This is a genomic window from Streptomyces sp. FIT100, from assembly GCF_024584805.1.
GTDB lineage: Bacteria > Actinomycetota > Actinomycetes > Streptomycetales > Streptomycetaceae > Streptomyces.
Map to the genome: position 1 here is coordinate 481,143 of NZ_CP075715.1, position 21,762 is coordinate 502,904.

Below are 21,762 nucleotides of genomic sequence, written 5' to 3' on the forward strand. Positions count from 1 at the left end.
CCCTAACCGGCGTTCCGGCTCCGTTCCCGGGCACGGGCGTAGCCGACCCAGCCGAGCGCGCCGACGGCGAGTGCCACGAGCACGCCCTCGGGCAGCGTGCCCATCCGGGTCGCGGGGGTGAGCGAGGAGCGCAGCGGCACCTTCGCGACAAGGGCGTCCGGCGTGAACATCCTGGTCTGCTGCTCGATCGTCCCGTCCGGCCGGATCACGGCGCTGACGCCGCTCGTGACCGGGACGACGACGGCCCGGCCGTGCTCGACGGCCCGCACCCGCGACATCGCCAGCTGCTGGTACGTCATCTCGCTGCGCCCGAAGGTCGCGTTGTTGCTCGGCACGGAGATGAGCTGGGCGCCGTGGGTGACGGTGTCCCGGACGTCCCAGTCGAACGCGGCCTCGTAGCAGGTCGCGAGCCCCACCTTCGTACCGGCGAGGTCGAAGACCCCCACCTTGTCGCCGGGGCCGAAGTCCCGGCTGACGCGGTCGACGTCCGAGCTGAAGAGCCGGACGAAGGAGCGCATCGGGATGTACTCGCCGAAGGGCTGGACGTGCCTCTTGTCGTACGTGGCGACGGGCCCGCGATCCGGCTCCCACTGGATCAGCGTGTTGCGCAGCTTGCCGGTGTCCGGGGTGACCACCGCGCCGATGACGGTGGGCACGCCGATCTTCCGCACGGCCTGGTCGATCACCAGGCGTGCGTCGCCGTTGCGGTACGGGTCGAGGTCCGAGGAGTTCTCGGGCCACAGCACGAAGTCGGGCTTGGCCGCCCTGCCCGCCGCCACATCCGCCGCGAGCTGCTCGGTGCGGCGGGCGTGGTTGTCGAGGACGGCGCGGCGCTGGGAGTTGAAGTCGAGTCCGAGGCGCGGCACGTTGCCCTGGACGGCGGCGACCGTCGCGGTGCCGTCCTGCGCCGAGTCGTCGATGAGCGGAAGCGCGGCGAGCGCGGCCGTGACGGGGAGGAACACGGTGAGGACCGCCGCCGCGAGGGGGCCTCGGGGAAGCTCGCCGGAGGTGCGGTAGGAGCGGATCCGGCGCGCGGTCTCGTACAGCCCGAAGCCGCACAGCACGACGCCGAAGCCGAGCACCGGAGTGCCGCCGAGGGCGGCGAGCGGAAGGAAGACGCTGTCCGCCTGACCGAAGGCGATCTTGCCCCAGGGGAACCCGCCGAACGGGACGCGCGCGCGGGCGGCCTCACCGAGTACCCAGACAGCCGCGCCCCAGACCGGCCACAGCGGCAGCCGCGTCACGAGGGCGATACCCATGCAGGTGACGGCGATGAAGAGGGCCTCGACGGCGGCGAGCGCCAGCCATGGAAGCGCGCCGACCTCCTCCCCCGTCCAGATGAGCAGCGGGACCAGGAAGCCGAGCCCCGCGAGGTATCCGAGGCCGAGGGCCGCGCGTGGGCGGTGGGCGGTGCGCAGGCACCAGCCGAGCAGCGCGAAGCCGGGCAGGACCAGCCACCACAGGGGCCGGGGCGGAAAGCTGAGGTAGAGCAGTACGCCGGACAGCGCGGCGGCGCCGGGCCGCGCGAGCCGCAGCAGCAGCCGGTGGGCCCCGTCGCGCGGGGCTCGGACGGGCTGCTCGGTGTCGACGGGGGTCATCGTGGCGCTCACGTGCCGGAGTCTACGGCGGCGGCCCGTGCGCCGGGCAGTCCGGCCCAGCTCAGCACCGCCCCCGCCCACGCGTGTCCGCCCCGCTGCCGGACGGGGGCGCCGCCGGCCTGCGCCGCAGGGGCACAGTTCCTGCGCAGTCCATCCACAAACGTCCTTCTTGCCGTTACCGTGGCCGCCGGGCCGTGGACAGGGGTCCGGACGGGGCCGGACGGGGCCGGACGGGGGCGGCGGATGGCAGCAACGGCAGGCTGGTCGTCGAACACGAGCGCGACGGGCATCGATACGACCGATACGAACTCGGATGCTTCCGCGCCGGTACGGGACGGGGAGCAGCAGGAGCGGGGCCATGCCGCCGATGTCGTCGGCGTCGCGGTGCTCGGCTGCTCCGCCGCCTGGGCCCTGATCAGCGCCGCAGGGCGGGACGCGCGACCCGAGGGGGTGCTGCTCGCCGTACTGGCGGTCGCCGCCGGATACGCCTGCGGCCGGATCTGCGGCGGCCTGCTGCCGGTGACCGCCGCCGCTGCCGCCGCGCTCGGCGGCCTCGGGCTCGCCCTCGCCTCACCGCACGGGCTGCCCGGCCTCCACGACGTGCCCGGTGGCCCGTTGCCGCAGCCCGGTTCCTCCGGGGCGGCCGCCGCGCTGCTGGTCCTGGCGGCGGGAGCGGCGTGCTGTGCCGCTTCGGCGGCCCGGCCGGGGGCGATACGGCTCGCCCTGTGGCTGCTCGCCGTCGGCGTCGTCGGTACGTCGCTCCTGCTCGGCTCGGTCGTGGGGTCCGCGGCAGCCGTCGGCGTACTGCTGTGCTCGCTGGCCGCGGCCCATGTGCGCCGGCGGCTCATGGGTCTGGCCGGTTTCGCCCTGGCCACGGCCCTGGTGACCGCAGGTGCGTGGGCGATGGCCGAGGACACGCTGCCCCACGGGCTCACGGTCTCGCTCCAGGACCGGCTCACCGAGCACCGGGTGCGGCTGTGGCAGGACGCGGCCGGGATCGCCGAGGAGTATCCGGTGCTGGGCGCCGGACCGGGCCGGTTCGGCGAGCTGAGCCCGACGGTGCAGCAGTCGCCGGACCCCGACGGCACGCCGCGTTCCGCGCCGCTCCAGCTGGCGGCGGAGCAGGGTGTGGTGGGGGTGGTACTGCTGGGCGGGCTGTACGTCTGGATGCTCTACGGGCTCGGGCGCTCGTCCCGGTCCACGGCGGTGGCGCTGAGCGCGGGTGCGGCGCTGACGGCCGTGGGGGTGCTGGCGAGCGTCGGCGACTGCCTGAGCCATACGGCGGTGACGGCGGGGGCGGGGCTGCTGGCGGGGCTGGCCACGGCGCGTACGGCGTCCGGGCCGGACGGGAGCGCTCGGCACCTGGACTGAGGGTGCGGATTCAGGGCCGCTGAGGGAGCGGATTCAGGTCCCGTACGGCTGGGTCACACACCCGTCGTCGTCGAGCCCGCCGGTGCGGTCCGCAGATGGTCGCGGATAATCCGGACCGCCGTCTGGGCGTCGTCCACGGTGACCGTGAAGGTCTTGCCGTCATCGAGGGCGAGGACCACGCCCTCGCCGCGGCGGACGATGAAGGCCGTGCCCTTCTCGGGGTGCCAGCGGCAGCCCCAGCCGCCCCACTGGCAGGGGGTGACACGGGGATCGAAATCCGCCGCCACGACGGACGCGAGGGGGATCCGCCGGCGCGGTACGCCCATGTGACCGCAGCGCACCTCCACGGCGTCGCGGTCGACCGTGACCGTCACATGCACGAACGCGATGGTTCCGAAGAGCATCAGCAGGCCGGCGGCGACACAGCCGATGACCGACATCAGGAGCGGCACGGTGCCCGAGGTCCACGGCGAGTCGACGGCGAGCTCGATGCCGAGCGCCATGCAGCCCGCACCGGCGGCGGCGAGCGCCCATTGGATGTGGTTCGTCGCCCGGCCGGTCCAGATGGGGGGCAGCGAACCTGCGGCCTGCCCCTCGTCGCTGGGGTGGTCCCTCATGCGTAGCAGCGTACTCACGTTCCGCAGACCCGGCACCGCTGCGAGCCGACGGAATGCAGTGGTCCCCGGCCCGCTCGCCCGCGGCCCGCGCCCCTGCTGGGGGCCGTTCCTGTCAAGCCCCGAGTTCCCGGGGTGTGACGGAGCTCATGCGAGGGGGTTTACTCGAATACATGGGGCGCTCGGAGCGGGTGCCCGACCACGTCGTCCGGAAAGAGGACTCTCATGACTCGCACCTCTCGGAAACGGCGTCTGACGATGCTCGCCGCCTCAGCCGCGCTGGCCGCCGGTGGCGCGCTCCTGCCCGGCACCGCGTACGCCGTGCCTCCGGTGCCACCGCCCGACGGGACCGTGGCGATGTCGGTGGACACGCACACAGGCAGCAGCCGGCAGGTCGGGTTGGACCAAAGGGCTGACGCGTTGGCCCAGAAGGGCTGAGCGCAAGGGCCTCGGGCTTCAGGGCGGCGTGTGACCGGCTGCCGTCATGGGACGCGCCGCTGCCGTCATGGGACGTGCCGCAGCTGTCATGGGACGTGCCGCAGCGCGGCTGCGTCCGACAGGCGCTCGTTCATGCGCTCCAGCGCTTCCGCTGCGAGGCGGGGGAGTTCGGCCTTGCTTTCGGGCGGCCCCTCCACAGCGGCGTACAGCACCACTTCGCCCTTGCGGCCCGTCAGGGCGACGTACGAGTAGTTCGTGTTCTGACCGTCTTCGAGGGTTGCCCTGCCTTCCTCGGAGATCACGTGGTCCAGGCCCGACACATGCGGCGCCGCGCCCTCGCGGACGTCCTCGTAGCGGGCCTTGGGGGTGCGCTGCACGGGGCACCGGTGGAGCGTGTCCTCGATGTCCTTCATGTACGCCTCCGCGGTGGCCGCGTTCTTGAAGGCGCGCGCGTCGGACATCGCGAACAGGGTGCCCTCGTCACTCTTGGCGACGCGCTGCAGACCTACGAGCGTGCCGGGACGGTTGCCTCTGGCGGTCAGCTCGCAGTCCTTCTGCGCCAGCAGTTCCCCCGTGTCGTACCTGTCACCGAGGTCGTCGAAGCCGGGGCCCCAGTCGGTGGCCGTCGCGGCCACGTTCGTCACCAGTTCGCGCGCCTCGGCGGGCGACCTGCTGGGCCCGCCACCGAGGGTCAGCACCAGCGTGACCACGAGTCCCGTCACGACTGCCACACCGGCGACGGCCAGGGCCAGGAAGCGCCGCGATCGCCACCTCGGCCCGGGCTTCCCGGCGTCAGGGGGACCGGGGGCGGCTCCCGGCGGAGGGGGGAACGAGAGCGGACCGCTCGGCGGTCCGCCCGGCGGTTGTGAACTCACACGGTTCTCCTACCCGCCACGGGCAGGAGTGCCTCGCCGACCGGACGAGTGAATGGGGGCAATACAGGCGAACAGGTGCAAGCGGTCACGCAAGCACCGCGCCGCGCGCCCAGGTCAGTACGCGGAAGTAACCGGATCCACCGAACCGAGCAGACGGCCCTCGGCGTACGCCAGAGCGGCCTCGGGCAGTGACGACGCGCGGCCGCTGAGCAGGACGGTGAGCCGTGCGCTCGGCGTGGCCGCGGGCGCCGGAGCGGCGCCGATGCGGCGCAGCGCCTGCGCGGCGACGGCCCCGGCGGAGCCGTGCAGGGCGACCGGCGGCAGCGCATCCGTGCGGCCCTCGGCGACGGCCGCACGGATGCGCTCGGCGACGAGCTCGTAGTGGGTGCAGCCGAGCACGACGGCGCGTACGTCCATGGGCGTGAGGGCGGCCGCAGCGGCGACGGCTTCGTCGATGGCGCGCTCGTCGGCCTGTTCGACGGCGGCGGCGAGGCCCGGGCAGGGCACCTCGGTGACATCGACACCGTCCGCGAAGTCGCGGATGAGGCCGCGCTGATAGGCGCTGCCGGTGGTGGCGGGGGTCGCCCAGATGGCGACGCGACCGCCGCCCGCGGCGGCCGGCTTGATCGCGGGGACCGTGCCGATGACCGGCAGTCCCGGCTCCAGCTCCGTCCGGAGGGCGGGGAGCGCGTGCACCGAGGCGGTGTTGCAGCCGACGATCAGCGCGTCGGGGCCGTGGGCGCCGGCGGCGCGTGCGACGGCGAGCGCGTGGTCGGTCACATCGTCCGGCGTGCGCGGACCCCAGGGCATACCGTCGGGGTCCAGGGAGAGGACGAGCTCGGCGTCCGGCCGCAGCCGGCGCACGGCAGCGGCCGCGGGCAGCAGCCCGATTCCGGAGTCGATGAGCGCGATCTTCACCCGGTCACCCTAGCCGACCACCCTTGCGGTCCCAGCAATCTGGGGCACACTGCGGCGAATGAGCAGCATTGCGTGGATCGCCCTGGGGTCGCTGGCCGCCTGGCTGTGGCTGCTGCTGGGGCAGGGGTTCTTCTGGCGGACGGATCAGCGGCTCCCCCGGCGTACGGCGCCCGCGTCGTGGCCGTACGTCGTCATCGTCGTACCGGCGAGGGACGAGGCGGAGGTGCTGCCGGAGAGCCTGCCGTCGCTGCTGCGGCAGGCGTATCCCGGCCGGGCGGAGGTGATCCTGGTCGACGACGCCAGCACGGACGGTACGGGCAAGCTCGCCCAGGAGCTGGCCCTGAGGTACGAAGGGCTGCCGCTGACCGTGACCTCGCCGGGGGAACCCGAGCCGGGCTGGACGGGCAAGCTGTGGGCGCTGCGGCACGGCCTGGCGCTGGCACGGGCCCGCCGGCCGGAGTACCTGCTGCTGACCGACGCCGATATCGCGCATGAGCCCGACAGCCTGTCCGAGCTGGTCGCCGCGGCCGGCTCGAACGGCCTCGATCTCGTTTCGCAAATGGCGCGACTGCAGGTCACCAACGGCTGGGAGCGGCTGGTGGTGCCCGCCTTCGTCTACTTCTTCGCGCAGCTCTATCCCTTCCGCTGGATCAACAAGGAGCGTGCGTGGACGACGGCCGCGGCGGGCGGCTGTGTGCTGCTGCGCACGGACGCGGCCGAGCGGGCGGGGATCCCCGACGCGGTGCGCCAGGCGGTCATCGACGACGTGGCGGTGGCGCGTGCGGTGCGGCGGGCCGGGGGGCGGGTGTGGCTGGGGCTCGCGGAGCGGGTGGACAGCATCCGGCCCTATCCCCGCCTCGCCGACCTGTGGCGGATGGTGTCTCGGACCGCGTACGCCCAGCTGCGGCACAGTCCCGCGCTCCTCGCCGCGACCGTGGCGGGGCTCGCGCTGGTGTACCTCGCCCCGCCCGTCGCGCTGTGCGCCGGAGTGTTCGGCGCGGACGCCCCGGGTGACACGGTCGCGGGCTGGGCGGGGTTCCTGGCGTGGGCGGTGATGGCGGGTACGTACGCCCCGATGCTCCACTACTACCGGCAGACCCTGTGGCTCGCTCCGCTGCTGCCGCTCACCGCGCTGCTCTATCTGCTGATGACGGTGGACTCGGCGGTGCAGCACTACCGAGGGCGCGGCGCGGCCTGGAAGGGGCGTACGTACTCCCGTCCCGAAGCCGCGCCGGACCGTTGACGGCGGGCGTAGGTCACTTCCTGCCGGGCGTCCAGTTCATGCCCCAGCCATAGGCGTAATCGATGGTGCGCTGGGGGCTCACTCCGCGCTCGGGCACCAGATAGCGCGCCTCGCGCTGGACGACGATGTCCCCGCCCTGGTTGGTGAGGAGTGCGAGGGCGCACACCGTGGAGGGGACGGTGCACTCGTCGAGCGAGAACTCGATGGCGGCCCCGTGCTGTGGCTGGAGGGTGACCGTGGCGTGCAGATCGGCGAAGCTGCGCGCGCCTTCGTAGATGGTCACGAAGATGACGACGCGGCGCAGCTCGCTCTTGTGGTCGAGATTGACGGTGAGGTTCTCACCGCTGGTGACGGCTCCGGTGCGGTCGTCGCCGTCGAGATGGATGTAGGGGGGCTGGTGGAGGGCGCCGAAGGCGTTGCCGAGCGCCTGGACGACTCCCTTGCGGCCGTCGGTGAGTTCGTAGAGGGCGCACAGGTCGAGGTCGAGGTCGCCGTGGACGGCGACGGCCCGGCCGAGCTTGGCCCCCCAGCCCTTGAACTGCTTGCGCACCTCCCAGTTGAGGTTGACCCGCATGGCGCCGGACGTGCCGCCCTGCTTGCTGAGCGAGACGGTCGGGGACTCCTTCGTCAGGGTGACCTTGGTGAGGCGCACGGGCGCGGGGGCGGGCGGTGTCGGCGCCGGTGCCATCGGCGCCGGGGGCGGGGCGGCCGGAGCCGGCGCACGCCGGGGCGCGGGCTGCCGGGGTGCGGGCTGCTGGGGCTCGTCGACCGAGATGCCGAAGTCGGTGGCGAGGCCCGCGAGTCCGCTCCCGTACCCCTGGCCGACGGCGCGGAACTTCCACGCGCCCTGGCGCCGGTAGAGCTCGCCGAGGATGAAGGCCGTCTCGACGGTCGCGTCCTGGCTCTCGTAGCGGGCGATCTCCGTTCCCCCCGCCGCGTCGAGCAGCCGCACGTACAGACCCGGCACCTGTCCGAAGCTGCCGCCGTCGGCCGATGCGGCGAGAACGATCCGCTCGATGCCGGGCTCGACGCTCCCCAGGTCGACGGCGATGCGGTCGGTCGTGCCGTCCCCCTCGCTGCGCTTGCCTTCGTGGCGCACCGCGCCCGAGGCGTGCACGGGCTGGTTGTAGAAGACGAAGTCCGCGTCGGAGCGGACCTTTCCGGACCCCGCGTCGAGGAGCAGGGCCGACGCGTCGACGTCGGGCGCCCCGCCTCCCGAACGCCACCCCAACTCGACATGAACACTCAGCGCGGGTACTGGAACATTGGCCCCTTTGAGCATGGACATAGCGGCCCCCCATCACGGGTCCTGGTGCCCGGTCACTTCCCTGTCGCCAACCTAGCGGCGACCGCGCCCGGACACCCCCCGCAACCCGGCGGTAACCCCTTCCCAGCTTGCCCTTTACACGATCCGAACGCCGCGCGACGACCGTTTTTCCCAGATTCGCTCGCATTGGGGATCCACGGTCACTCGTAACACGTCAAACAACCCTCTTATCGGGCTCCCCAACCAGCACATCGTGGGCTTAACTTATGTGCCATGACCTCCCCCCGCTCCACCTACGGCGGCGGTTACTACGCCGCGCCGTCGTTCCCCGACACCCCGATCTACGACTCCCTGGTCGCGGAGCGGGGCACGCCTCAGATCGCCCCGATCCGAGTGCCTTCCGCGTACGAGACCGGTCACAGCTACCTGCCGGCCCTCCCCGCGGCCCTGCCCGCCCTCCCGGCGGCGCCCTCGCACCCCAGCCCTTCGTACGGCTACCCCCAGCCGGCTCCGCAGCCCGTCCCGCTGCAGCACGCGCCCGCGCCGTACATCCCGCAGCAGCCGACCGGCCCCCGCGGGTACCCGGGCGCCCAGCCGCAGCCGATGCCCCGCCCGATGGCGGGCGCCGGGTACGAGGCCATGCGCCCCGCCGCGGCGCCGCGCCCGATGCCGGCCCCGGCGCCCGCGCCGTACGAGGACCCGTACAACCGCCCCTACCAGGGCGGCCGATACTGACCGAAACGCACTGACCGGGGGTTTCCGGCCGAACGGATGCGCGGCGCGGCTGGCAGGATGGCCTCATGCCGATCGCAGTGCTTCGCTCTGTCCACGTCCACCCGGTCAAGTCGGTCGCGGGATACGCACCGGGCGAGGCCGTCGTGGAACCGTGGGGTCTCGCCGGCGACCGCCGGTGGATGGTGGTCGACGCGGCCGGCCGGGCCGTGACCCAACGCCAGCAGGCACGGCTGGCGTTGGCCGCCGCCGAGCCGCTCGCGGACGGCGGAATCCGGCTGTCCGCTCCCGGGCGGGAGCCGCTGACCGTGGCGGCGCCCGAGCCCGTGGGCGCGACCGTCGTGGAGCTCTTTGGGGAGAAGCTGGAGGCGGTGCCCGTCGGCACCGCCTCCGACGCCTGGTTCAGCGCCTATCTGGGCGTGCCGGTCCGGCTCGTGCACCTCGACGACCCGGCGCACCGCCGCCCGGTCGACCCTGACTACGCGCTGCCGGGCGAGACGGTGTCCTTCGCCGACGGTTTCCCGCTGCTCGTGACCTCGGTCGCCTCTCTCGACGCGCTGAACTCCCTCATCGCGCAGGGCGACCACCCCGACGAGGGCCCCCTGCCCATGAACCGCTTCCGGCCCAATCTCGTCGTGGACGGCACACCGCCGTGGGACGAGGACGGCTGGCAGCGCATCCAGGTGGGCGAGGTCCGTTTCCGGGTGACCAAGCCGTGCGGACGCTGCGTCGTGACGACGACCGACCAGCTGACGGCGGAGCGCGGCAAGGAGCCGCTGCGGACCCTCGCACGCCACCGGCGCTTCGGGGACCGGCTCGTCTTCGGCCAGAACCTGGTTCCGGAGCACACGGGAACCGTACGAGTGGGAGACCCCGTGCGGATCCTCGGCCGACGGACCTGAGATCCCGGGCCGGTGCCGCGGAACTCCGCGGGATGCCCCGCGCGTTGGCAGAGTGACCGGGTGAGCACCGGGGGGTGAGCTTGCTCTCTCTTCGCTCCACCCGTGCGTGTGCGGCGCCCGGCGGAGCTATCACGAAGGGGGAAGGGGGTGCGGGACAGTGCACGCGATCACCGGCCTCTGGCGCTGGCGGCACAATCCCCTGCGCCGCGCCACCGATCTCGTCGAAGCATGGGCGGCGCTGGCCGCTCTCGCACTGCTGGCCGTGGCCGTTCCGGCCGCCGGCTGGATCTGCGGCGGGCTGACCGACGCCGCGCTCCGGGAGTCCGTGCGCGCCCAGCGGGCCGAGCGCCATCTCACGACCGCCCGGGTGCTGCGGGCCGCACCACGCCCCGAGCAGACCGTCGCCGAACCGGAAGCGTCGACGGAGCAGCCCGTACGGCGCGCCGTCGTCGCCGAGTGGACGTCGGCGGACGGCAGCCGGCACAGCGGCACGGTCACCACGCATGTCCGGACGGCGGACCCCGGAGACACCTTCCGCATATGGACGGACGCCCGGGGCCGTGCGGTCAGCCGCCCCCTGGACCATGACACCGCACGGACGCACGCCGTCCTCGCCGGGCTCGCCGCCGCAGCCGTCGTCGCCGGATCCGTCGAAGGTGCCAGACGGCTCTTCGTACGCCGGCTGATGCAGCGGCGGTACGAGCGGCTCGACCGCGCGTGGGCCGATGCCGGTCCGGACTGGGGTCGCACGGGCGCGGGCAGCTGACCCGTCAACTCCCGCCCGCCGCGCGCGCTACGGTGGTGCGACGCGTGGCACGGCAGGCAGTCGACGAGGTGGGGGCAGAGCAGCACCATGGCACAGGGCACGGTCCAGGTGACGCACACCGGCACGTCGCGGTGGCGGCGCCGCACGGGCGAGTACGCCTCCCTCGCCGCAGCCCTCGAGGCCGCCGGCGACGGTGACATCCTCACCGTCGCCCCCGGGACCTACCGGGAGAACCTCGTGGTGCAGCGCGCCGTGACGCTGCGCGGGAGCGAGGGGTCGGCCGGTTCGGTGCGGATCGCCCCGGCCGAGGGCGTGCCGCTGACCGTGCGTGCCTCGGCGACGGTGCGGGACCTCCAAGTCGAGGGGCAGGACTCGGCGGCGCCGGCGCTGCTCGTCGAGGACGGCACACCCGAGCTGGCGGACCTGCGGATCGTCACCCGTTCCGCCGCGGGCATCGAGGTGCGCGGCGCGGCCCGGCCCACCGTGCGCCGGTGCACGGTCGACAATCCGGCCGGGGTCGGCATCGGGGTGCTGGACGGCGCCGGCGGCGTGTTCGAGGAGTGCGAGGTCGTCGCGGCCGGGCAGGCCGGGGTCTCGGTGCGTGGCGGCGCCCGTCCGCGGCTCGAGCGCTGCCGGGTGCATCACGCGTCGGGCGTGGGCCTGAGCGTGACCGGCGAGGGCAGCTCGCTGGAGGCGCTGGGCTGCGAGGTGTACGAGATCAAGGGTGCGGGCGTGCAGATCGCGTCGCGCGCCACGGCCCATCTCACCGACTCCAGCGTGCACCGCACCGCGTCGGACGGCATCACGCTCGACACGGACGCGGTGCTCACTCTCTCCGACTGCGACATCCACGACGTGCCGGAGAACGCGGTGGACCTGCGCTCCCGTGCGGTCCTCACGCTCACCCGCTCGACCGTCCGCCGCTTCGGCCGCAACGGTCTGTCGGTCTGGGACCCCGGCACCCGTGTGGATGCCAACCAGTGCGAGATCCATGACAGCACGGGCGACTATCCGGCGGTCTGGGTCAGCGACGGCGCCGCCGCCGTCCTCGACTCCTGCCGCGTCCACGACGTCCCCGACGCGCTCTTCGTCCTCGACCGCGGCTCGCGCGCCGATGTCGTCGACAGCGATCTCTTCCAGGTGCGCAACACCGCGGTGTCGGTCAGCGACGGAGCAACCGCCCAGCTCGACGACTGCCGTATCCGCGAGGCGTCCACCGGCGCCTGGTTCCGCGACCACGGCAGCGGCGGCACGCTCGGCAACTGCACCATCGACGGGGCGCAGACGGGCGTGATCGTCACCAAGGGCGCCGATCCCACGGTCGAGCGCTGCACGGTGACGTCCCCCGCCGAGGCGGGTTTCTACGTGTCGGCCGAGGGCCGCGGCACCTTCCACGCCTGCCGGGTGACCGGCAGCGGCGGCTACGGCTTCCATGTGATGGACGGCTGCCGTACGACCCTGACGCAGTGTCGCACCGAGCGGTGCACGCGCGGGGGCTACGAGTTCCCCGCGCAGGGCCCGGTGGTGGAGGACTGCACCAGCGACGAGAGCGGGGTGCGGTCCGCGCCGCAGCAGACCCCGGCGGTGGTGACGGCGTCCCAGCCCGACCGTTCCTCCACCGGGCTGCTCGGCATGATCCCCGGGCAGCGCACCGCCGAACCGCTGGTCATACCGGACGCGCCGGTGCAGCCCGCGGTCGCCGTCCCTGCGGCCCGTACGCCGGCGGACGTCCTCGGTGAACTCGACGCTCTGGTCGGCCTGGAGAGCGTCAAGCGCGAGGTGCGCACGCTCACCAACATGATCGAGGTGGGCAGGCGGCGCCAGGAGGCGGGCCTCAAGGCGGCGTCGGTCCGCCGCCATCTCGTCTTCACCGGCTCCCCCGGCACGGGCAAGACGACGGTGGCACGGCTGTACGGCGAGATCCTGGCCTCGCTCGGGGTGCTGGAGCGCGGCCATCTCGTCGAGGTGTCCCGGGTCGACCTCGTCGGCGAGCACATCGGCTCGACCGCCATCCGTACGCAGGAGGCGTTCGAGCGGGCGCGCGGCGGGGTGCTCTTCATCGACGAGGCGTACGCGCTCTCGCCCGAGGACTCCGGCCGGGACTTCGGCCGCGAGGCCATCGACACCCTCGTGAAGCTGATGGAGGACCACCGGGACGCGGTGGTGGTGATCGTCGCCGGGTACACGGCGGAGATGGAGCGCTTCCTCTCGGTCAACCCCGGTGTGGCGTCGCGTTTCTCACGGACCATCACCTTCAGCGACTACATGCCCGATGAACTGCTGCGGATCGTGGAGCAGCAGGCCGAGGAGCACGAGTACCGGCTGGCGGACGGCACTTCAGAGGCGCTGCGGAAGTACTTCACGGTGCTGCCCAAGGGACCCGCGTTCGGCAACGGCCGGACGGCCCGCCAGACCTTCGAGTCGATGGTGGAGCGGCATGCGGGCCGGGTCGCCGAGCTCAGCGAGGTGAGCACCGACGACCTGACGCTGCTCCATCCGGAGGATCTGCCCGAACTTCCCTGAGAGCCCCGGGGACTTGAGGATCCCGGGGGCTCAAGGGACTCGAAGGACTCGAAGGACTCGAGGGCTTGAGGGGCTTGAGGGTCCTAAGGGCTCTGAGGCTCCCGGAGGTCCTGGGGTTCCTCGGTGTCCGGGGAGACGCGACCCTCGGCGCGCTGGTGGGGCAGGGCGGGAGGCAGCCGGTCGAGCAGTGCCTGGCGCTCCTGCGCGAAGGCGGGGTCGGCCTGGTAGTCGGAGTGCCCGAGGATCGGCTCGGGCAGGGGGTGCGTGTCCGTACGCCCGTACACGACCGGGTCCTTGAGGGCGTCCCTGTCGACCTCGGGCCTGCCTTCCTCGGCAGGGATCCTGACGGGCCCGCCGATCGGGTCGGTATGCCGCCACAGGTTGCGCCAGCAGTGCAGCTCCCGGTGGAGCGCGCTGAGCGGGCCGGGGCCGAAGTAGGCGGGGAACCAGCGGCCGTAGAGCCGCTCCAGCGGTGAGCCGTAGGTCAGCAGGGCGACCCGGCGGCGCGTGGCGGGCGCCAGCTGCCACACGGCGGCGGCGGCCAGCACGCTCCCCTGCGAATGGCCGGAGATGACGAGCCGTCCGCCCGTGTTCGCGGTCCAGGAGGCCATGCGCCAGGTGAGGTCGGGTACGGCGCGCTCGGCGTAGCAGGGCGGCGCGAAGGGGTGCGCGGCGCGCGGCCAGAACGTGCCGACGTCCCAGAGGATGCCGATGGTGCGGCGGGCGGCCGCGTCCCGGTACGCCCGCCGGCCCCAGGTGACGAAGAGGAGGAACCCGAGCCCGATCAGCCAGGAGCCGAGCGTCTGGGCCACCTCCGCGGCGGCCTCCACGGCCGGGTGGGCCCGGTTGAACGCCTCCGCCGGGACCTCTCCGCTCACCCAGGCCCCGGCCACCGCGCCCGCGCCGAGGAGCAGGGTTGCCGTGCAGAGGATGCCGATGAGGGCCGGGGCGGCGTCGGTGAGTTCCGCCCTGGCCCGGGTGCCGGTGATGCGCCGGGTACGGACGTCGTCGGACCGCTCGCCGGTGTAGTCCGCCTCGACCGTGCCGGTCAGGGCACGCCCCGTCCGCCAGGTCCGGGCGCCGAGCACCGCGAGCGGGACGAGCAGCAGGAACAGCAGCACGGGGATCGCGGACGCCTGCCAGCTCAGCAGCACCGGCGGCCCGGCGATGGGCCCTTCGCCCACTCCGGGGGTGCCGGAGCCGTCCAGCCAGTCGGCGACCTGCTGGGCGACCCCGCCGGTCATGACACCGCCCAGCGCGCAGGCGAGCAGCGCGACGGCGGGCCCGGCCAGCCCTCGCATGGCGGTGCGCGGATGCCGCGCCCGGCGGTGCAGGAGATGGGCGGTGACCGCGAGGGTGACGACCAGCGCGCCCTGGGCCAGGGCGATCACGCGGAAGGCGACGTCGCCGGGGAGGGTGTCGTGGGAGACCCAGCCGGGCCGGGACCAGGAGGCGTACACCATCGCCAGGGCGAGTTGGGCGAACGAGACGGCGGGGAGCCATCTGGCGACGGCGTGGTCGATGCGGTTGTCGATGACCTTCTCGCTGCGGCCCCGGCGGAACACGACCGCTACGACGAACAGCCCGGTGACAGCGAGCACCGACTCCAGGGCGCGGCCCGCGACCTCGAGCGCCTGGACTCCGGCGTCGCGGTCGTGGCGGGCGGCCGCTCCGGTGACGGCGGCGGCGATGATCAGGAACCCGGCGGCGGTGTGCGCGGCACGCAGCCGGGCGACGAGGCGGCGGCCGTACCAGAAGCCGGGGCGTCCGAGCGCGGGCCGGATGTCGGCGGGCGAGTCGGTCCCGGCCGTTCCCGTGGCCTCACCGGCGGCGTCACCGGCTGTGTGACCGGGCGTTCCCGCGGTGTCGCCGGCCGTCGCCGCGCTGGGCGGCCGCTGGGACTCGTACGCGCTCCAGGTCCGGTTGGACAGGTACCAGAGCAGCCCCACGAGCCCGGTCGGCACCAGGGCGGCGAGCGCGAGGCGGCGTCCGGGCTGCGCCCACCAGCCGCCGTTGGCCGGGGAGAGGAAGCCCAGCCAGGAGCTTTCCGCCGAGCAGGCGGCCGAACCGGCGCACTGCCACGCCGTCAGATCGAGCGCGACCTCGCAGGCGGCGGCCGTGAGCAGTGCGGTGAGGCTGAGCGCCACGAGCCGTACGAGCATGCCGTAGAAGCGGACGGCGCGCGCCGGGCCCTTGCTGGTGGGACGCGTCCAGTGCGCGAGATTGACCACCATGAAGGGCAGGAGCAGCAGCCAGAGCGCGCGGGCGCCGTTGCCGGACGTGAGGTTGGACCAGCAGTACGCCTCCGGGATCGGCTCCTTCACGTACCGCTCAGGGTGGTCCTCGGCGTCGGTGTCCTCGGGACGCCGGTACACGGCGGCGGTCGCGTCGCCGGTGATCCGGACCGTACGCAGATCGTCGAGCATGTCCTGCGGAGTGGCTCCGCCGACGCCGTGGACCAGCAGCTCCAGCGCGGGCGCGCCGCGCGGTGGCCCCGGGACCGACGCCGAGACCGGTGTGGCAGAGGACACTTCTGTGACTCGCTCTCTGGTGGGAGGATCAGCGGCGCACGACCAGAATCCCGGATCATGGCCGCTGCCGCACGGCTCTCACCGAATCTTCGGAAACGGCCGTGGGAGGATGGGCGATCGCGGTGATTCGGTGAAGGCGAAACGGAAGGACCGGCCCGGGCGGTGAACGACAATCAGAACCTTCTCGCGGAGCAGCGGCGCGCCCTGATCCTCGACGAGGTGCGGCGGCGGGGCGGCGTGCGGGTCAACGAGCTCACGCGGAAGCTGAACGTCTCCGACATGACCGTGCGCCGCGATCTCGACGCCCTCGCCCGGCAGGGCGTCATCGAGAAGGTGCACGGCGGCGCGGTGCCGGTGGTCGAGGCGAGCACGCACGAGCCGGGTTTCGAGGCCAAGTCGTCGCTGGAGCTGAGCGCGAAGGAGGACATCGCGCGGGCGGCCGCGGCGATGGCCGTCCCGGGCAGCGCGATCGCCCTCTCCGGAGGGACCACGACGTACGCCCTGGCGCAGCATCTGGTGGGCGTTCCCGATCTGACGGTCGTGACGAACTCGGTCCGGGTGGCCGATGTGTTCCACGCGGCACAGCAGGCGGGTGCGGCGAGCGGGCAGCGGGCGGGGGCCGCGACGGTGGTGCTCACCGGAGGGGTGCGTACGCCGTCGGACTCGCTGGTGGGCCCGGTCGCGGACCAGGCGATCCGCTCCCTCCACTTCGACGTGCTGTTCCTCGGGGTGCACGGCATCTCGGTCGAGGCGGGGCTGTCGACGCCGAACCTGGCGGAGGCGGAGACGAACCGGCGCCTCGTCCGGTCGGCGCGACGTGTGGTGGTCGTGGCCGACCACACCAAGTGGGGGACGGTGGGGCTGAGTTCGTTCGCCCGGCTGGACGAGGTGGACACGCTGGTCACGGACGCGGGGCTGTCGGTGGAGGCGCGCGAGGAGATCGCGGAGCAGCTGCCGCACCTGGTGGTGGCGGGCGAGTCGGCGGAGGACGGGGCCGAGGCCGTCGCAGCGGTGGAGGTGGAGGCGGGGAGCGGGCCGGGGGGTCCCGGGGCGGACGGGATTTCCCTCGCCTCGGAGGGGCCGCGGGCGTCCGCGGAGTAGCGGCGAGGGCTCCGGGGTCCGTGGCCCGGGGTCCGAGGGCCGGGCGGCCGGGGCAGAGGGGCCCCGGCGCGCGAACGGCCGTACGGGCGGGCAGGTTTCGCGCTGCCGCGGTGGTGCCCATCCGACGGTTCGGGGGCTATCGTGGCCGCCCCCGCCCCCGCCCCCGACCCAGACCCCGACAGCCGGCCCGACATCCGGAGGTACGGTTCCATGGCTCACCGGCTGGACTCCGTGCAGCTCGACTTCGTCGAGACCGCGCCGCTGCGGCTGGTCTTCGCCACGGAGGTGAGTGCCGCGCCGGCGGAGCTCTACCGTGCGCTCGCCGAGGATGTGGAGGGCTGGCCCTCCTGGTTCAGGGCGATCGTGTCGGCGCGGCCGACCGCTGGGGATGCGGGCCGGGAGGTCCGGCTGCGTGGCGGCATCCGGTTCGAGGAGACGATCATGGCGGCGGAGCCGTCCACCCGGTACGCGTACCGGGTGGACGTGACCAACGCTCCCGGGGTGCGCGCCATGGTGGAGGAGTGGCGGCTCACGCCCACCGACTCCGGGAGGACTCGGGTGCAGTGGACCATGGCGGTGTCCGGCACGGCGCCGTTCCGGTTCGCGCTGCGGCTGGGCCGGGCGGGTATGGGGCAGTCCTTCCGCGACGCCGTGCGCAGGCTCGACCGCCGGATCGCCACCGCGGCCGGGTGAGCAGCGGGCAGCGCACAGCGCGCCCCGGGCCCTGGGCCCTGGGCCCTGGGATCCCCCGTGCCCCGCCCCTCGCCCGACTCCGACGCGCCCCGTCAGCCCGGCCAGACGCCGCTGTCGAGGAACTGGTCGATCGTCGCCGCGTACGGAGCGATGTCCAGCCCTTGTCCGGCCAGCCAGTCGTCGGAGTAGTACTTGTCGAGGTAGCGGTCGCCGGGGTCGCAGATCAGCGTGACCACGCTGCCGGTGGTGCCCTCCGCCACCATCTCCGCAACGATCTTCAGCGCGCTCCACAGCCCCGTTCCGGTGGACCCGCCCGCCTTGCGCCCGATGGCCTGCTCCAGGGCGCGCACGGCGGCGACGGTCGCGGCGTCCGGCACCTTCATCATCCGGTCGATCGCCCCGGGCACGAAGCTCGGCTCCATCCGCGGGCGTCCGATGCCCTCGATCCGCGAGCCGCAGTCGGCCGTGGCCAGCGGGTCGTGGCGGGTCCAGCCCTCGAAGAAACAGGAGTTCTCCGGGTCGGGCACACAGATCCTGGTGTCGTACTGCATGTAGTGGACGTACCGCGCGATCGTCGCCGACGTGCCGCCCGTCCCGGCCGTGGCCACGATCCACGTGGGCTCCGGATAGCGCTCCAACTTCAGCTGCTGGTAGATGGATTCGGCGATGTTGTTGTTCCCGCGCCAGTCGGTGGCCCGCTCGGCGTAGGTGAACTGGTCCATGTAGTGCCCGCCCGTTTCCGCTGCGAGCTCGGCGGACTCGTCGTACACCCGCATGGGGTCGTCCACGAAGTGGCACCGTCCACCGTGGAATTCGATGAGCCGGCACTTCTCGGCGCTGGTGGTGCGCGGCATGACGGCGATGAACGGCACACCGATGAGCTTGGCGAAGTACGCCTCCGACACGGCCGTCGAGCCGCTGGACGCCTCGATGACAGGCTTGCCGGGCCGGATCCAGCCGTTGCAGAGGCCGTACAGGAACAGCGAACGGGCCAGCCGGTGCTTGAGGCTGCCGGTGGGATGGGTGGACTCGTCCTTGAGGTAGAGGTCGATCCCCCACTGCTCGGGCAGCGGGAAACGCAGCAGATGGGTGTCGGCCGAGCGGTTCGCGTCGGCCTGCACCTTGCGCACGGCCTCATTCAGCCATGCCCGGTACTCCGGATCGCTCCGGTCCACATCGGTCGTGGCCGTCGCTTCGTACGTGCTCATACGCGCCGCTCCTCTTCTTGCCGGGCCCGTCCCCACTGCCCACCATAAGCCCCTCACCTGCACAAACGCTGACTTTGGGGTTCCATAGGAACTCCTTGTGGGAGGGTGGCGCCAAGGTGCCGGAATGCGCACTGGTGTCCAGGCGGTTGCATGGGCACACTGGGGTGCAGGAGTGGGGCGCGAGAGCGGGAGCGAAGGGGGCGGCGGCATGCGTGAGCCGGAGTTCAACGCCATGGGTGTGCGGATCGAGCGGTGGCCCCGCTCGCTCACCAAGGCCGGTCAAGTCCTCATCGAGGGCGGCCGACTGGCGCTTCTGACCAGCTACGGGCGGGTCATCGACAGTGCGCCGGTGCAGGCGGTCCGCGCGGAGAGGCCCTGGTTCGCGGGCAGCCGCAGCACGGTCGCGACGGTGAACGGCACGCGCTACCGGCTGACGATGGACCGGGCCGCCCGGGCGCGCGACGGCCACCGGATCGACGGTACGGCACTGGCGGGGCGCTTCCTGGCCGCCGTGCGCGGCGCCGGTGGCAGCAGCGGCTGACGGCCGCCGCGGCGGGCGCTCACGGCGGGCATCCGGCCGCTCCTGGGGGCGCCCGGCTCTCCCGGCACCCGATCCCGGCTCCCGGACCGCTCGTATACGTCCACGCACCCATCTGCCCGTGTGTCCACTGCACGGGTCCGGGAGACACGCACGTGGCGGGGGCTATGGCACTCATGTGCCCTGCGCAGGCATGTGTGCGCGGAGTTGCGAAGTCATTACTCCTGGTTCACGCTTGAGGGCATCACTCAGGGTTCACCGGCGGTGACACTGCGACCCAGCCCCGCCGGCGCAAACAGCAGGCAGCCAACTGCTGGATCCGTTCCTTCGTCTTCTTCCGGACCTATTTCGGGGAGTCGCAGCCGTGATCAGCGAGGCAAGCAGGCATTGCAGGGTGGAGCTCCAGGCTCTGCCCTCGCGGATCGGTCAGGTCCGCAGAATCATCTCGGCGCTTCTGCGCTACTGGCATCTCGATCCCTTGATCGACCACGCGGCCCTCGGCGTCACGGAGCTGCTGACCAATGTCCATCGGCACGCCGAGCCGGACAAACTCTGCTCGGTCGAGATTGAGCTGCTCCTCGACCGGCTGACGGTATCGGTGCACGACCACGATCCCCGGCTGCCCAGCGTCGCCGACGCCGGGCCGCTGGAGACCACGGGGCGCGGACTGGCGCTGATAGCAGCGGTGAGCGAGAGCTGGGGCGTGCTGCCCAAGGGCGAGGACGGCAAGGTCGTCTGGTTCACGCTCCCGGCCTCGGTACCGGTGGCGGCCGGGCCCAAGTGCGCGGCCGACCTGGTCTACGGTGCGGCGCCCGGCTCCCCCTTCCCCGCCGTGGAGACCCTTGTGGAGGCCGGGCGGGCACGTGAGCCGCGCACATCCGCCGTGGCCGCCGGCTCGGCCATGACCCGGTCACCCGTTCCGGGCTGACCTGGCACTGCCTCCAGGCCGACCGGGCCTGCTTGCCCGGCCGGTCCGGACAGGCCGGGCCTCAACAGGCGCGACCCGCCCGTCCGTTCGCAGATGCGGCCGTTACGCGGCACCGTGCTTGGAGTGCGCGCCGAACTGCTCGTCGAGGACGGACAGCCGGCGCCAGTACTCGTCCTCGTCGATCTCCCCTGCGGCGAACCGGCGCCCCAGAACGACGATCGGTGACCGGCCGTCGGGCACCGCGTGCGCGCGCCACGGTCCACCCCGGCCACCCCGGCCGCCCCGGACGGTGCGGCACAGCAGCGTGACGCCCGCGAAGATGACGGCCGCCCAGATCAGCGGGAAGAACAGGATCCACGGGCCGGGCCCGTCGTAGGCCAGCGTGTTCATGAGCGTCAGCTCCTCGGTCGCGGGGTTCGGGGTTCGCGGTATGCGGTTCTCCCTCGTTTCCCTCGCTACCGAGACTGGCTTCGAGTGGGGGGTCCGGTCGTCGTACGGCCAGCGGCTTCGCGTGTACGCCCGCGGAAGTAGGAACCGGTCTCGCGCACGACGACGGACCGGCGGCCGGACCCTCGCCCCGTGGCGCCACCCGGCGCCGGATGGGTCCCCGGTCCGCGACCGTACGGAGCGGACCGGCGGTGCTCCGGTGCCTCAGGCGACCGGGACCAGCGTCAGGTAGACGAGGCCGAGCACGCCGCGATAGCCGCGGAGCCAGCTCGCCCGATGGCGGTCCACGCGGTTCCGGGTCTCGGCGGCCAGCGGGTGCCCGGCGTTGGCGGCGAGCCACTCCTCCACGTCGGCGAGGTAGCCGGATTCGAAGTGCTCCCACTCCTCCTCGGTCGCCGTCTCGATCCACTCGACGCGGAATCCGGCCGCCGTGGCGGCCTCCGTGATCGCGGCGAGGGGCAGGTGGTCGTCGACCCGCGCTCCCGGCCACATCGCGGCCAGCTCGTCCGCGGCCGGGGTGCGCTGCCAGAAGCCCTCGCCGAAGAGCGCCCGCCCACCGGGGGCGACCAGGGTGCGCAGTGCCCGGAGCGCGTCGACGGTTGCGGACAACGACGCGCCGGCACCGGCGGGTTCACTGCCGGACTCGCTGTCGAGCAGCGCCTGCCCGGACCCGACGCACAGCACGACGTCGGCCGGCCCGCGGGTCGTACCGGTGGCGGATTCCTCGACGAACTCCGCTCGTCCGTCGAGGCCGCGCTCCCCCGCGGTGCGCCGCCCGCGCGCGAGATCGTCGGCGTTGAGGTCGATGCCGATCCCCTTCGCGTCCGGCGCCGCTTCCAGCACCCGCAGCATCAGCTCGCCCCATCCGCAGCCGATGTCCAGGACGGACGCAGGGCTGTTGCGTACGAGCCGTGTGACCAGCTGTGCGGCGCGTGCCTCGGAGAGCGGTCCGTGGAAGGTGAGCCGGGTGAGGCGGGGCGGAGTACCGGTGTCGGACATGGTGCGGACGGTACGGCACGCGGGGCGCGAGCACATCCGGATTTCGGCGGGGCGGCCACCCGAGCGGAAG

20 protein-coding genes are annotated in these 21,762 nt (G+C 73.2%); 11 read left to right on the forward strand and 9 right to left on the reverse strand.

Annotated features, from left to right (window positions below; translation table 11 throughout):
* Positions 1–2 precede the first annotated feature (2 nt).
* Complete coding sequence (gene lnt / locus KK483_RS01955) at positions 3–1,610, reverse strand: apolipoprotein N-acyltransferase (protein ID WP_399013057.1); 1,608 nt, start codon at positions 1,608–1,610, stop codon at positions 3–5.
* 231 nt (positions 1,611–1,841) lie between these two features.
* Here lnt and KK483_RS01960 point away from each other — a divergent pair, with 231 nt between their 5' ends.
* Positions 1,842–2,969: an O-antigen ligase gene (locus KK483_RS01960; protein WP_262003157.1), complete on the forward strand. Its 1,128-nt coding sequence runs from the start codon at positions 1,842–1,844 to the stop codon at positions 2,967–2,969.
* 53 nt (positions 2,970–3,022) lie between these two features.
* Here KK483_RS01960 and KK483_RS01965 read toward each other — a convergent pair whose 3' ends face one another.
* Positions 3,023–3,586 carry a hypothetical protein gene (locus KK483_RS01965; protein WP_262003159.1) on the reverse strand — a complete coding sequence of 188 codons (564 nt, stop codon included), beginning with the start codon at positions 3,584–3,586 and terminating at the stop codon, positions 3,023–3,025.
* Between the two features lie 222 nt (positions 3,587–3,808).
* Here KK483_RS01965 and KK483_RS01970 point away from each other — a divergent pair, with 222 nt between their 5' ends.
* The gene (locus KK483_RS01970; RefSeq protein WP_262003160.1) at positions 3,809–4,021 is read left to right on the forward strand and encodes a hypothetical protein; all 213 of its coding nucleotides are present in this window, start codon (positions 3,809–3,811) and stop codon (positions 4,019–4,021) included.
* An 86-nt stretch (positions 4,022–4,107) separates the two neighbouring features.
* On the opposite strand, the gene KK483_RS01975 is transcribed toward KK483_RS01970, so the two are convergent.
* A complete protein-coding gene (locus KK483_RS01975; RefSeq protein ID WP_262003162.1) occupies positions 4,108–4,743 on the reverse strand; it encodes a hypothetical protein in 636 nt (211 codons plus the stop codon).
* Positions 4,744–5,010: 267 nt separating this feature from the next.
* Positions 5,011–5,814 (reverse strand): glutamate racemase, encoded by an 804-nt coding sequence (locus tag KK483_RS01980; protein ID WP_262003164.1) that lies wholly within the window; start codon positions 5,812–5,814, stop codon positions 5,011–5,013.
* A 58-nt stretch (positions 5,815–5,872) separates the two neighbouring features.
* On the opposite strand from KK483_RS01980, the gene KK483_RS01985 reads away from it, so the two are divergent.
* Positions 5,873–7,057 carry a glycosyltransferase gene (locus KK483_RS01985; RefSeq protein WP_262003165.1) on the forward strand — a complete coding sequence of 395 codons (1,185 nt, stop codon included), beginning with the start codon at positions 5,873–5,875 and terminating at the stop codon, positions 7,055–7,057.
* Positions 7,058–7,070: 13 nt separating this feature from the next.
* Here KK483_RS01985 and KK483_RS01990 read toward each other — a convergent pair whose 3' ends face one another.
* A complete protein-coding gene (locus KK483_RS01990; protein WP_262003167.1) occupies positions 7,071–8,345 on the reverse strand; it encodes a TerD domain-containing protein in 1,275 nt (424 codons plus the stop codon).
* Positions 8,346–8,597: 252 nt separating this feature from the next.
* On the opposite strand from KK483_RS01990, the gene KK483_RS01995 reads away from it, so the two are divergent.
* The 4 genes from KK483_RS01995 to KK483_RS02010 all read left to right on the forward strand — a co-directional run bounded on the left by KK483_RS01995 (position 8,598) and on the right by KK483_RS02010 (position 13,247).
* Positions 8,598–9,059, forward strand: coding sequence for a DUF6643 family protein (locus tag KK483_RS01995; RefSeq protein ID WP_262003169.1), 462 nt, complete (start codon positions 8,598–8,600; stop codon positions 9,057–9,059).
* A 65-nt stretch (positions 9,060–9,124) separates the two neighbouring features.
* A complete protein-coding gene (locus KK483_RS02000; protein WP_262003171.1) occupies positions 9,125–9,958 on the forward strand; it encodes an MOSC domain-containing protein in 834 nt (277 codons plus the stop codon).
* Between the two features lie 157 nt (positions 9,959–10,115).
* Positions 10,116–10,724 carry a hypothetical protein gene (locus tag KK483_RS02005; RefSeq protein ID WP_262003173.1) on the forward strand — a complete coding sequence of 203 codons (609 nt, stop codon included), beginning with the start codon at positions 10,116–10,118 and terminating at the stop codon, positions 10,722–10,724.
* An 87-nt stretch (positions 10,725–10,811) separates the two neighbouring features.
* Positions 10,812–13,247, forward strand: coding sequence for a right-handed parallel beta-helix repeat-containing protein (locus KK483_RS02010; protein ID WP_262003174.1), 2,436 nt, complete (start codon positions 10,812–10,814; stop codon positions 13,245–13,247).
* A gap of 83 nt (positions 13,248–13,330) precedes the next feature.
* Here the strand turns inward: KK483_RS02010 and KK483_RS02015 are convergent, their stop codons facing one another.
* Positions 13,331–15,778, reverse strand: a complete 2,448-nt coding sequence (locus KK483_RS02015) for a hypothetical protein (protein WP_262003176.1) — start codon at positions 15,776–15,778, stop codon at positions 13,331–13,333.
* Positions 15,779–15,940: 162 nt separating this feature from the next.
* On the opposite strand from KK483_RS02015, the gene KK483_RS02020 reads away from it, so the two are divergent.
* Both KK483_RS02020 and KK483_RS02025 read left to right on the forward strand, forming a co-directional pair.
* Positions 15,941–16,879, forward strand: a complete 939-nt coding sequence (locus KK483_RS02020) for a DeoR/GlpR family DNA-binding transcription regulator (protein WP_262003178.1) — start codon at positions 15,941–15,943, stop codon at positions 16,877–16,879.
* A 210-nt stretch (positions 16,880–17,089) separates the two neighbouring features.
* Entirely contained in the window at positions 17,090–17,572 is a 483-nt protein-coding gene (locus KK483_RS02025; RefSeq protein ID WP_262003180.1) for an SRPBCC family protein, read from the forward strand.
* Positions 17,573–17,664: 92 nt separating this feature from the next.
* Here KK483_RS02025 and KK483_RS02030 read toward each other — a convergent pair whose 3' ends face one another.
* Positions 17,665–18,780: a PLP-dependent cysteine synthase family protein gene (locus tag KK483_RS02030; RefSeq protein WP_262003182.1), complete on the reverse strand. Its 1,116-nt coding sequence runs from the start codon at positions 18,778–18,780 to the stop codon at positions 17,665–17,667.
* Between the two features lie 208 nt (positions 18,781–18,988).
* On the opposite strand from KK483_RS02030, the gene KK483_RS02035 reads away from it, so the two are divergent.
* Entirely contained in the window at positions 18,989–19,321 is a 333-nt protein-coding gene (locus KK483_RS02035) for a hypothetical protein (protein ID WP_262003183.1), read from the forward strand.
* A gap of 361 nt (positions 19,322–19,682) precedes the next feature.
* Positions 19,683–20,246 carry an ATP-binding protein gene (locus tag KK483_RS02040; protein ID WP_262003185.1) on the forward strand — a complete coding sequence of 188 codons (564 nt, stop codon included), beginning with the start codon at positions 19,683–19,685 and terminating at the stop codon, positions 20,244–20,246.
* Positions 20,247–20,348: 102 nt separating this feature from the next.
* On the opposite strand, the gene KK483_RS02045 is transcribed toward KK483_RS02040, so the two are convergent.
* Together KK483_RS02045 and KK483_RS02050 are read right to left on the reverse strand one after the other, a co-directional pair.
* Positions 20,349–20,636, reverse strand: a complete 288-nt coding sequence (locus KK483_RS02045) for an SHOCT domain-containing protein (protein ID WP_262003186.1) — start codon at positions 20,634–20,636, stop codon at positions 20,349–20,351.
* A gap of 261 nt (positions 20,637–20,897) precedes the next feature.
* A complete protein-coding gene (locus KK483_RS02050) occupies positions 20,898–21,692 on the reverse strand; it encodes a cyclopropane-fatty-acyl-phospholipid synthase family protein (RefSeq protein ID WP_262003188.1) in 795 nt (264 codons plus the stop codon).
* Between the last annotated feature and the right edge of the window lie 70 nt (positions 21,693–21,762).

Coding starts and splice junctions, on each gene's coding strand:
- KK483_RS01960 (WP_262003157.1), top strand. CDS start 1,842: ATGGCAGCAACGGCAGGCTGGTCGTCGAACACGAGCGCGACGGGCATC.
- KK483_RS01965 (WP_262003159.1), bottom strand. CDS start 3,586: ATGAGGGACCACCCCAGCGACGAGGGGCAGGCCGCAGGTTCGCTGCCC.
- KK483_RS01970 (WP_262003160.1), top strand. CDS start 3,809: ATGACTCGCACCTCTCGGAAACGGCGTCTGACGATGCTCGCCGCCTCA.
- KK483_RS01985 (WP_262003165.1), top strand. CDS start 5,873: ATGAGCAGCATTGCGTGGATCGCCCTGGGGTCGCTGGCCGCCTGGCTG.
- KK483_RS01990 (WP_262003167.1), bottom strand. CDS start 8,345: ATGTCCATGCTCAAAGGGGCCAATGTTCCAGTACCCGCGCTGAGTGTT.
- KK483_RS01995 (WP_262003169.1), top strand. CDS start 8,598: ATGACCTCCCCCCGCTCCACCTACGGCGGCGGTTACTACGCCGCGCCG.
- KK483_RS02000 (WP_262003171.1), top strand. CDS start 9,125: ATGCCGATCGCAGTGCTTCGCTCTGTCCACGTCCACCCGGTCAAGTCG.
- KK483_RS02010 (WP_262003174.1), top strand. CDS start 10,812: ATGGCACAGGGCACGGTCCAGGTGACGCACACCGGCACGTCGCGGTGG.
- KK483_RS02025 (WP_262003180.1), top strand. CDS start 17,090: ATGGCTCACCGGCTGGACTCCGTGCAGCTCGACTTCGTCGAGACCGCG.
- KK483_RS02030 (WP_262003182.1), bottom strand. CDS start 18,780: ATGAGCACGTACGAAGCGACGGCCACGACCGATGTGGACCGGAGCGAT.
- KK483_RS02035 (WP_262003183.1), top strand. CDS start 18,989: ATGCGTGAGCCGGAGTTCAACGCCATGGGTGTGCGGATCGAGCGGTGG.
- KK483_RS02045 (WP_262003186.1), bottom strand. CDS start 20,636: ATGAACACGCTGGCCTACGACGGGCCCGGCCCGTGGATCCTGTTCTTC.
- KK483_RS02050 (WP_262003188.1), bottom strand. CDS start 21,692: ATGTCCGACACCGGTACTCCGCCCCGCCTCACCCGGCTCACCTTCCAC.